Here is a 9225-nt window from a genome sequence, read left to right as displayed (position 1 = left end):
AAAACTTTTCTGACTTTTCTTCAGCCATTTATGAATGTTTGAATGATGCCCATTTGAAACATAAAAAAGAACTGGATTCCTTGCTGACTCTACGATTTCAGAAGTTTAATAAATCTCAGATTATGAACGTCTAAAGTATAGATAAGAGTTTTGTTCCTTGCTGGCAATTGGACGAGACTCATCTTCCCTAGACGATAGTTTTTTTTGTTTCCGCTGGGACTCTACAACCATAATCTCAAAGGACAGGTAAGTATTTTGATAGTTTTAATTATGCCCTTATTTTACCAAAATATCACTGGAGTTGTGCTTAATTTAATAACTTTTGTAATCATTCTCCTTCCCTTACCCTGGATGGGGAGGTAGAACCCCACCAAGAGTTAAAGATTGACTGATAAAGCAGCGAGTTTTCCTTGAAAAATCTCAACTGAGTAGATTGATAATTAGGGGATGCACCCGAAAATTATCCCTAAAATGGTGGTAAATAACCCATGGCATTTTTGACTCGATCGAGAGTTTGATTGGCCACCGCTTCTGCTTTGAGACGACCTTGCCGCAAAACCGTGGCTAAATAATCTTTATCCTCTCTAATTTCGGTGTATTTTTCCTGAATAGGTTGCAGAGATTCTATGGTGACTTCTGTTAACATCGGTTTAAATTGTCCCCAACCTAACTCGGCACATTCTCCCGCAACCACGTCTTGACTTTTTCCCGATAAAATGCTATAGAGAGTTAATAAATTATGGCATTCGGGACGTTCTGGATCATCGAAAGTTAAACCCTTCACTAGATCGGTTTTACAGCGTTTAATTTTCTTGGCAATGACATCGGGACTATCGAGAATATTAATCCGACTCATCTCGGAAGGATCGGATTTAGACATTTTATTCCGGCCATCGGTTAAACTCATCACCCGCGCTCCTTCCTTGCGGATCATCGGATCGGGAAGTTTTAAAATTGGTTGTTTCGGTTGCCCAAAAAGATGATTAATTCTAACAGCTATATCGCGGGTTAATTCTAAATGTTGTTTTTGATCTTCTCCCACGGGTACTTTATCGGCATCGTAGAGTAGGATATCGGCGGCCATTAGCACGGGATAATCGAGTAAACCTGTGCCAACATTTTCCCCCTGTTTAATCGCTTTTTCTTTAAATTGAATCATATCGGTTAACCAATTTAAAGGGGTGATACAATTCAATAACCAAGTTAATTCCGTATGGGCCTTAACGTGGGATTGGACAAAGATAGTCGCATATTCTAAATCAATTCCGCAGGCTAAATATAGAGCGGCAATTGCTAAAGTATCCTCCGCAAGAGTGGCGGGATTATGGGGAACGGTGATCGCGTGTAAATCGACCACACAAAAGAAATTATCGTAGTCTTTTTGTCCCTCCACCCAATTGCGGATCGCACCGAGATAATTGCCTAAATGTAAATTGCCGGTTGGTTGCACACCAGATAAGATTCTTTGTTTACCCATAACTCTTGCGATCGCTTTTTATCATGATTTTATTGTATCAGTTTTTGCCGCTAATTTCATCCTAAATCCAATTGGGAAAAATCATTCTCAGATAATAATCCCGCACTGACAGGGGAATGCCTAAATAAATTGGTAGCCAATGGATAAAAGCAAAAATTATCAAAATTATCAGCGAGCGCGAGCAATTTTTATAAATAGGACTGGAACTTTCTAGACCATCGGCTAAGAGCCAAGCTAGAGCAATCCAAGTGAAGCTATAGGCAGCCATATAATGATAGAGAAAGGTACAGCGACCAATTTTTAACCAGGGCAGCAGATTGGCAATATAGTTACAGATAAGATAGGCGGAAATTACTCGCTCTTTTCGGTTAAATAATCGACTAAAAACTACTAGAATTGCTCCGGTAGAAAACCACCATAAAAACGGATTTCCCATAGCGTGAACATCATAAATTTTATCACCTACTCTCTTAAAATAATAAGCCACAGGTCGCCCCATTACTAACCAACTATACCAGGGAGAACAATAGGGATGGACATCAGATTGATTGCCCTTTATTCTCTGATGAAATGACCAAATTTCTTGATGTACTTGCCAAAAATTATATTGATGGTTGACGAGAAGATGAGGTATCCACAGCAAACTATAGGTAACTAGGGGAAAGACAATTAAGGCGATAAAAATGTACTCTAATCTCAGGTTAGTTACCTTTGTCCAAAGATGATCTTTTGACTGCTCTTGATTAAATAATTTTATTAACCAAGCAATACCGATAAAAATAAATATTCCCAGTAAAAATCCTAAGCCATTCCATTTGATATTTGCCGCTAAACCGAAACAAACTCCCGATAATAATAGCCAATTGAGGTTTGAATTTTTCTGGAGTGCTAATAAAAAAAATAATTGTCCAGACAAACCGAATAAAATTAAGTAAATATTATTGAGAGCATAGCGGGATTCCACCAGAAATAATCCGTCTAAACTAGCGAGAAAAGTTGTGATTAAAAATACAGTTTTTCTCTGGGTTACTTGATAAGCAATTCCCCCAATAATTAGGGGAATAAAAGAACCAGTGAAAGCATTTAACCAGCGATAACTAAAAGTTGAGCGCAGGGAACCTGTTAAATTATTAATGGTTTCAGGATCGGCAGGAAAATGGGAGCCAATCCAGATACTAATAGCAATTAAATATTGACTTAATGGTGGGTGAGACTGGAAAAATTCTTTACCGATTAGATATTCATTGCCGTATTTAGCATAATAAACTTCATCGAAAACAAGAGTATTAAACTGACTGAGATTCCAGAATCTTATTCCTAGAGAAAATACAAATATCCCTAGGATAGATAGGTTAAATTTTACTTGAGAACTCATGGAAAGATAATAGTTATGATAACTGGGAATTTTCTGTTAAACGCAAGCGAAATTCTTTGACAGCAAGACGGGGATTAGGATGGTTGACGTATTCGGCTAATAATTCTAAATTTAAATCCGGTAATAAAGCACTTTTAGGGATTAAAATATATTCGCCATTCTCTTGTAAAGAATAGATTTTTAACTGATTATCTTGCCAAAACCAAACCTCTTGAGTTCCCAATCTTTGATAAACTTCTAAAACTTTCAGGCTGCCACTGGTTAAGATTATTTCTATCGCCAAATCAGGAAACTCTTTTTCTGTGAATAAACAAAAACATTCATCTGGTTCTTTTCCCGCTTCTTTTTCCTGTTTTCGCAAAGTGGTGGAACCTAATCCCCAGAAATCAATTTCAGCATATTCTAAATAAACTTCTACCAATCTACCGATATTTTTTTTGCTAACTTCGTGACGACGACTAGGAGCCATAATTTCTACCATTCCATCTAAGTAAGTAATGCGATAACTGGAACTATCTTCTAAATGTTTTAAGAGGGTTTCGTACTGTTGCCAATTAACCCCAGAAATAAACATTCTTTGTTCAGGATCATTAGCTTTTAACTCGAAATCTTCTAATCCTTGTAACCGAATCGTAGTCATCATAAAATTAATTACCTCGTCTATTTTACTTAATTACTCAGGAAGACTTATTTTGATTTCTTCTGGTCTGAATTTTAGCGCGTAAAATCCTAACTTTATAGGGATCGGCATCTTTTCGCCACAGAATCTGATAGCCTTTGATTGTAGCACAATGCTCCTCTAAACATTTTTGCCAACCCTGTAAACGTTCGATCGCTTTTCTATCTTCTAACAATCCCCAATCCTTTTCTAATTTAGTTAAGCGAACCAATTTATCATAGTTAGGATAATCCGCCGTTACTAAAAGCTCTTTTTCGTGTAAAATTGGCGGATTAGGACTATCCCGATAATCGCGAAAACTAAAATCAGCCGAACCTAAATATACATCCATGCTAGTAGCTAAAATCGGATGAATTTCTGTATCAAAATTGGGGTAATAGAGATAGGAAATTTTGGGTTGACGAAAAGATAAACGAACAACGTTAGCATTTTCTAACCGTCCGATAGTTTGACTAGCACAACCTTCATATAAGCGTAATAACATCGGTAATTTTTCCAAAACGCTAATATGAATAGTTAGGGAATAACGGGAAAGTTTGCCTAAGGAACTATTTTCACAAGTACGAGCGATCGCTGGCAGATTTCCCGCACTTATTAACACTTCTTCCGCTAAAGCGCAAGCATTGCGATAACTGCCAAATAAAGCTTTAAAATCGGCACGGGTAGCGGGGGATAATTCCCGTACTTTCGGACAGTGGCTAAATTGACTTAAAGCTAAATAAAGTAAAAGATCGGCGCGTCTTTTATCGGCAATTATCTCCCATTCTTCCGCTTCTGTTACTTGTAAAATCACTTGAAAAGCTCGTCTAAAAGTGCCAAATTCTGCCTTAATTTCTTCCTCTTGTAATAATTCTCCCGCGACGGGTAAACGTCCCTGCTGGGTGTAAAATTCCATCAGGGGAGTCAATAAATCTTCGTAATCTTCAAAGCATTTGAGATGGGTTTTAATTTTAGGAGTGGTAGCGCGGGAACGCCATCTGGATAAACGAAAAGCTTCCGCTTTTTCTTCCTCTCGAAAAACTAGATAAACTCCCAAAGTTATCGGAATAGAATCAACCCCCAAAGTGCTATCAATATACTGTTTTAGTTCTTCCTGTTGATAGTATTTTTGAAAGGTATTACGACGGGTTATAATTCCATCTTCATAAGCCATTAAACCCCGTTCGCTATCATCAATTAGGATCTGTGCTGAAACAATTAAAACTTGACGGGTTAGTTGCCAAGCTTTTAATAAGGCTTCCTGCCGTTCTTCGGCGGATTCAATAACATTAATTACATAGCCTAAATTAACAATATCAGATTCAATTAAAGGACTATCGGGACGATAATAAGGATCCCAACCTTCACTTTGATAACCCTGTTCGGCTATGCGTTCTATATCACCTCCATAACCACAACCGTAATCAAAAAAAGTGGTTTCAGGAAGGAATAATCCCGCCGCTAATGCTAATCTTGTCGGACGAGAAAGGGTTTTGCGAACAAGAGCGGCTTTGTGGCGATCAATTATTATTGATTTTTCCCTTTGTCCCTCTAGATTACAAACTAAATAATCTCCTGCAAAATCAAGGTGATGCTTTCTTAAAAGCCGTTGCCATTCCTGTTTAGTACCGATGGGATGAGAACTGTTTAAAAGTCCTAAAGCACTCTCGATTTTTGTGAGATGCTCGAATTCTTGATAAAGGGGATAGTCCCTAGTAACAAAAGTTTCTTTTCGGTGTAAAATGGGCGGATTATCGGCATTTTGATAATTCCATTCACTCAAGATTAATGTCCCCATATCTACCACTAAACTTTTAGTTAAAGCTGGGTGAGGTTCCCGATCAAAATCGGGATAAAAAAGATAGGATATTTTCGGTTTATCGGTGCTAAATTTAATTATTGTTGCCTCGGATAAATGCTGATTAATTCTTGCTTTTTGTTCGTAATTCTGGAGGATAGGATCCAGTTGATGTAATGCTTCTCGATGAACATAAAGCGCCCCCGGTAATAGTTTACCGATGGGACTAACTTGACACAGTTGCACGATTACGGCGAAATTCTCAGCCATGGCAATTAATCTGTCTAATCACAAATTCTAGAGACAGAAAAAACTAAATAAATCTAGTTAAATGAACCCGATAGCGCTCTTTTTTGGTCACAGTAACCTCTCCCACTTCTAGACGACCTTTTCCCCGAAAAGAAATCAAATCACCGGTTTTAACATTATAACTAGATTGACTGATATCTTTCCAGTTAACTCGCACATCCCCGGCGCTAATTGCCTCGGCCATTTTACTGCGAGAAATGCCAAAACCCGCCGATGCGATCGCATCTAAACGCAAGGAAGCTTCCACCGTATTAATTTCTTTTTTTTGCGGTGGTCTAACTTTTAATTCCGTCAAAGGAATCGGGCTAGTTTTCACGGGAACTGAACGCACTTGTAGTAAATTAGCACATAAAAAATCTGCCAATTCAGGCACTACAATCGCCTGCGCTCCTCGCTCACCTAAAACGATTATATCGCCGACTTTTTCCCGGACGATACCCGTCCCCAACATCGCCCCTAAAAAATCCCGGTGGTTAGCGGTATCAAAAAGAAAATTACCGGCAATATCAAGGGCAGATAGGGGAATATCTGTTACTGTCAAAGGTAGATCAACTCTAGCAATACCGAGGCGCTGTCTTTCTGCTTGGGGATAACCGCCCCATTTTTGCATTGACACATCGGTTAAACGCTGAAAAACCCGTTCTACTTCCGCTAAAACCGCGGGAGAAAGAAAGTCTGTCACCGTCACTTCCCAAGTCTTGATCGCTTGTTCGGCTTTATCAATAACTTTCGCTATCTCCTCGCGATTCTCGACACCCTTTAGTAATTCTTCTCTTGGTGACATTGTTTTCTGGTAATTAATCAAAAATTCTTAGGAAAAAATCAAATGACCGATAACTTATTCCCGATAACCGTTCACTGTTCTAGGGCGTATCCTTGCAGATTTTCGGGGTTAAATTGACGGAGGATAAGAGTCGCTTGATTTTTCAGGTTTTCGGAACCCTGCACGATAATAATATATTTTCCGGCACCGAGACGATTGCGATAGGGAAGTGCATCGCCACTGCCGGACGATAAACCCACGCCACCACCGACAAAAATACTGCCCATCGCCCCCCCAATCGCCCCGGCAATGCCGCCCACGATATGATTGCCCGGTTCTCCGGCCCAATCAAAGGTATGCAATCCCGTAATCAGGTTAAAAAGGTAGCCACCGGCAAAACCGAAGGGAATTAGCCAAAAAGCCATGAGAGTAGCCCGTTTTTTGGCCTGTTGGAAGGGATCGATCAAACCGAACTCATCGGCACTTTTATAGCCGCGACCGAGAATGGTCACTTGAGATTGGGGAATTCCCGCTTTTTCGAGGGCAACGGCAGCTTCTTCTGCTTCTATGCGATCAGCTAACACGGCAATGAGATAATTCATATTCTCCAACTTTTCAGGCTATCTTCATTTCCTATTGTAAGGATTTTCGGGACTGAAAAGCCGCTCGCTCGAGAAAATATGCAAGGGGATGGCAAGAAATTACTTTATTTTGGTTATTTCTGGCAATAATTGACCCTAAAGATCAAGGGAGATGGTTATCATCTTTAAGGACATTTTTTGCGCCAAAAAGAACCCCCCCATTTTGGCTCAACCTAGAAGGACAGCCACAATCACTACTATAGACCAATTAAGTGGGTGGGTGGAATTAAATATAAGATGAACGTAGGTTGGGTTGAAGCATGAAACCCAACGCCTGCTCATGTTACGCTACCGCTAACCCATCCTACAAATAATTGTGCCTCCCTACTTAGACCTGTGCGAAAATTAAATTTGTGAGAAAAAAGAGCAAGACAACCCGTGCGATTGCCCTGTCAATCGTAGCTGATCAGGTCGCCCTTGTTCTTCGTCAGTGAAACCCCAGCAGTTTTTGGGTAGTCGGCAAGAACCCTCCTGCAGCCACTCCAACCACCGACTTTAGTTGTGGGTTCTGGAATGGTTTCCCCGCGTTCTTGCAAAACTTCAAGGTAAAGTTCAATCGCTTCTTTAATATTTTCCTGAACCTCTTCAAAGGTATTGTAAAGTTTCAATACAAATATAGTCAGATATAGTCAACCATGGTAATATGTACAGACAAAACTATCAGACTAGGCAAAAAGACAACCCTTCAAAACCCGACGCTGAGTTAAAAGACAACGGATGTTAGTAGCAGAAAGACACATTATCAAGAAAGGACATCGATTTTGGGCTGAGATAGATAATTTATCTTGGCAGTCTAAAAATCTCTACAACTCAGCCAATTATTTAATCCGACAAAACTTCATTTATGGCCATGGCTATTTGACCTATAATCAGATGGCCTCTCTCATGAAAGAGACAGAACAGTATCAAGCTTTACCCGCTAAAGTTTCCCAACAAGTTTTAAGAGGATTAGACCGGAACTGGACATCATTTTTTGCCGCTTCATCGGAGTTTAAAAGTCACCCCGATAAATTTCTGGGAAAACCCAAAATCCCTGGCTATAAGGAGCCAAAAAAAGGACGAAATCTCTTAGTTTACACGATTCAAGCTATAAGCAAAGTAGGTCTTAGGCAAGGGTTAGTCAAACTATCAGGGACTTCAATTGCCTTGCCGACGAGAGTAGAGGAGCGCATAGCAGAAGTCAGAATAGTTCCTAAATGTGATTGTTATGTAATCGAGGTAATTTATGGGAAAATCGAACAGTTCTTAGCTCCTAATGAAAAGATAGCGGCGATAGATTTAGGCATAGATAATTTGATGGCTGTAACTTCAAATCAACCGGACTTTATCCCTTTGTTGATTAGACCTCTTGCATAATTAATTTTTCAGGGTTCAAAAACGGCAAAAATAAGGATTAAATGACATAAAGTCTGTAAATAGACCATTTAACTGATTATTATTCATTCTTAATTCTCCTGACTACTGACTACTGGCTACTGACTCCTAACCCTAACAACAATTTTTGATTTTTACAAGAGGTCTATTAATGGCAGACCGTTAAAAAGCCTGAATCAATTTTATAACCAACGTCGAGCTAAGTTACAATCTCTGTTAAAAGGCAATCGTCAAAGTTCCCAGAGGATTCGCCGTTTAACCCGTTGCCGTAATCAGAAGATAGATAATTATCTTCACCGAGCTAGTCGTTATTTAGTCAATCTCTTAGTTGACCAAGAGATAACAACTTTAGTAATTGGGAAAAATGACGGTTGGAAACAAGGAGTGAACTTAGGAAAAGTCAACAATCAAAAATTTGTGACCATCCCTCATGCTCGATTAATTGACATGATTATTTATAAATGTCGATTAGCGGGAATCTCTGTGATTATTCAAGAAGAATCCTATACCTCTGTTGCTAATTTTTTAAATTTAGAGCCGCTACCAGTGTATGGAGAAACAACTGAAAGGCCAGTGTTTTCAGGAAAAAGAATTTCGCGAGGATTATATCGCACAGATAAGGGGATTCTGGTTCAATCTGATGTCATGGGTTCCTACAACATTTTGCGAAAAGCATTCCCAAATGCGTTTAGGTAATGATTCGGTAGTAGTGGCGTAGCTCTCTTGCTTACCTGGTATGAATTGTGTAAAATATTTATTAATAAAAATAATTGGAACCCGCTCAGTCTTTAAACCTCTAGCTTGCTCATGACTTTTCTGATAAATATCTT

10 protein-coding genes and 1 pseudogene are annotated in these 9225 nt (G+C 39.2%); 3 read left to right on the top strand and 8 right to left on the bottom strand.

All coding sequences use genetic code 11. From position 1 onward, the window contains the following. Positions 1-134: pseudogene (locus O9290_RS17425) on the top strand (IS630 family transposase); the annotation flags it as partial. 332 nt (positions 135-466) lie between these two features. Here the strand turns inward: O9290_RS17425 and trpS are convergent. The 7 genes from trpS to O9290_RS17390 all read right to left on the bottom strand — a co-directional run bounded on the left by trpS (position 467) and on the right by O9290_RS17390 (position 7629). After that, positions 467-1477 (bottom strand): tryptophan--tRNA ligase, encoded by a 1011-nt coding sequence (trpS, locus tag O9290_RS17420; RefSeq protein WP_044034819.1) that lies wholly within the window; start codon positions 1475-1477, stop codon positions 467-469. 61 nt (positions 1478-1538) lie between these two features. Continuing rightward, complete coding sequence (locus O9290_RS17415) at positions 1539-2852, bottom strand: dolichyl-phosphate-mannose--protein mannosyltransferase (protein WP_288057102.1); 1314 nt, start codon at positions 2850-2852, stop codon at positions 1539-1541. Positions 2853-2865: 13 nt separating this feature from the next. Further along, entirely contained in the window at positions 2866-3495 is a 630-nt protein-coding gene (locus O9290_RS17410; RefSeq protein WP_041804020.1) for a Uma2 family endonuclease, read from the bottom strand. A gap of 34 nt (positions 3496-3529) precedes the next feature. Continuing rightward, a complete protein-coding gene (locus O9290_RS17405; protein WP_288057100.1) occupies positions 3530-5578 on the bottom strand; it encodes a DNA phosphorothioation-associated putative methyltransferase in 2049 nt (682 codons plus the stop codon). 43 nt (positions 5579-5621) lie between these two features. Then, a complete protein-coding gene (locus O9290_RS17400; protein ID WP_061430251.1) occupies positions 5622-6401 on the bottom strand; it encodes a photosystem II electron transport protein, Sll1252 family in 780 nt (259 codons plus the stop codon). Between the two features lie 71 nt (positions 6402-6472). Further along, positions 6473-6982, bottom strand: coding sequence for a hypothetical protein (locus O9290_RS17395; RefSeq protein ID WP_002759013.1), 510 nt, complete (start codon positions 6980-6982; stop codon positions 6473-6475). 431 nt (positions 6983-7413) lie between these two features. Further along, positions 7414-7629 (bottom strand): type II toxin-antitoxin system HicB family antitoxin, encoded by a 216-nt coding sequence (locus tag O9290_RS17390; protein ID WP_002759014.1) that lies wholly within the window; start codon positions 7627-7629, stop codon positions 7414-7416. 109 nt (positions 7630-7738) lie between these two features. On the opposite strand from O9290_RS17390, the gene O9290_RS17385 reads away from it, so the two are divergent. Both O9290_RS17385 and O9290_RS17380 read left to right on the top strand, forming a co-directional pair. Further along, complete coding sequence (locus O9290_RS17385; protein WP_288087330.1) at positions 7739-8377, top strand: transposase; 639 nt, start codon at positions 7739-7741, stop codon at positions 8375-8377. 141 nt (positions 8378-8518) lie between these two features. After that, positions 8519-9091 (top strand): IS200/IS605 family accessory protein TnpB-related protein, encoded by a 573-nt coding sequence (locus O9290_RS17380; protein ID WP_502846466.1) that lies wholly within the window; start codon positions 8519-8521, stop codon positions 9089-9091. Here O9290_RS17380 and O9290_RS17375 read toward each other — a convergent pair. Then, positions 8999-9225 (bottom strand): hypothetical protein (locus O9290_RS17375; RefSeq protein ID WP_288087328.1); only part of this gene is annotated, 227 nt, incomplete at its 5' end. The genes O9290_RS17380 and O9290_RS17375 overlap by 93 nt on opposite strands.

Origin of the sequence: Microcystis sp. LE19-41.2A (assembly GCF_027530405.1) — a bacterium.
Lineage (GTDB): Bacteria > Cyanobacteriota > Cyanobacteriia > Cyanobacteriales > Microcystaceae > Microcystis > Microcystis aeruginosa.
This window is presented reverse-complemented; position numbering and strand designations above follow the sequence as displayed.

Coding starts and splice junctions, on each gene's coding strand:
- trpS (WP_044034819.1), bottom strand. CDS start 1,477: ATGGGTAAACAAAGAATCTTATCTGGTGTGCAACCAACCGGCAATTTA.
- O9290_RS17415 (WP_288057102.1), bottom strand. CDS start 2,852: ATGAGTTCTCAAGTAAAATTTAACCTATCTATCCTAGGGATATTTGTA.
- O9290_RS17410 (WP_041804020.1), bottom strand. CDS start 3,495: ATGATGACTACGATTCGGTTACAAGGATTAGAAGATTTCGAGTTAAAA.
- O9290_RS17405 (WP_288057100.1), bottom strand. CDS start 5,578: ATGGCTGAGAATTTCGCCGTAATCGTGCAACTGTGTCAAGTTAGTCCC.
- O9290_RS17400 (WP_061430251.1), bottom strand. CDS start 6,401: ATGTCACCAAGAGAAGAATTACTAAAGGGTGTCGAGAATCGCGAGGAG.
- O9290_RS17395 (WP_002759013.1), bottom strand. CDS start 6,982: ATGAATTATCTCATTGCCGTGTTAGCTGATCGCATAGAAGCAGAAGAA.
- O9290_RS17385 (WP_288087330.1), top strand. CDS start 7,739: ATGTTAGTAGCAGAAAGACACATTATCAAGAAAGGACATCGATTTTGG.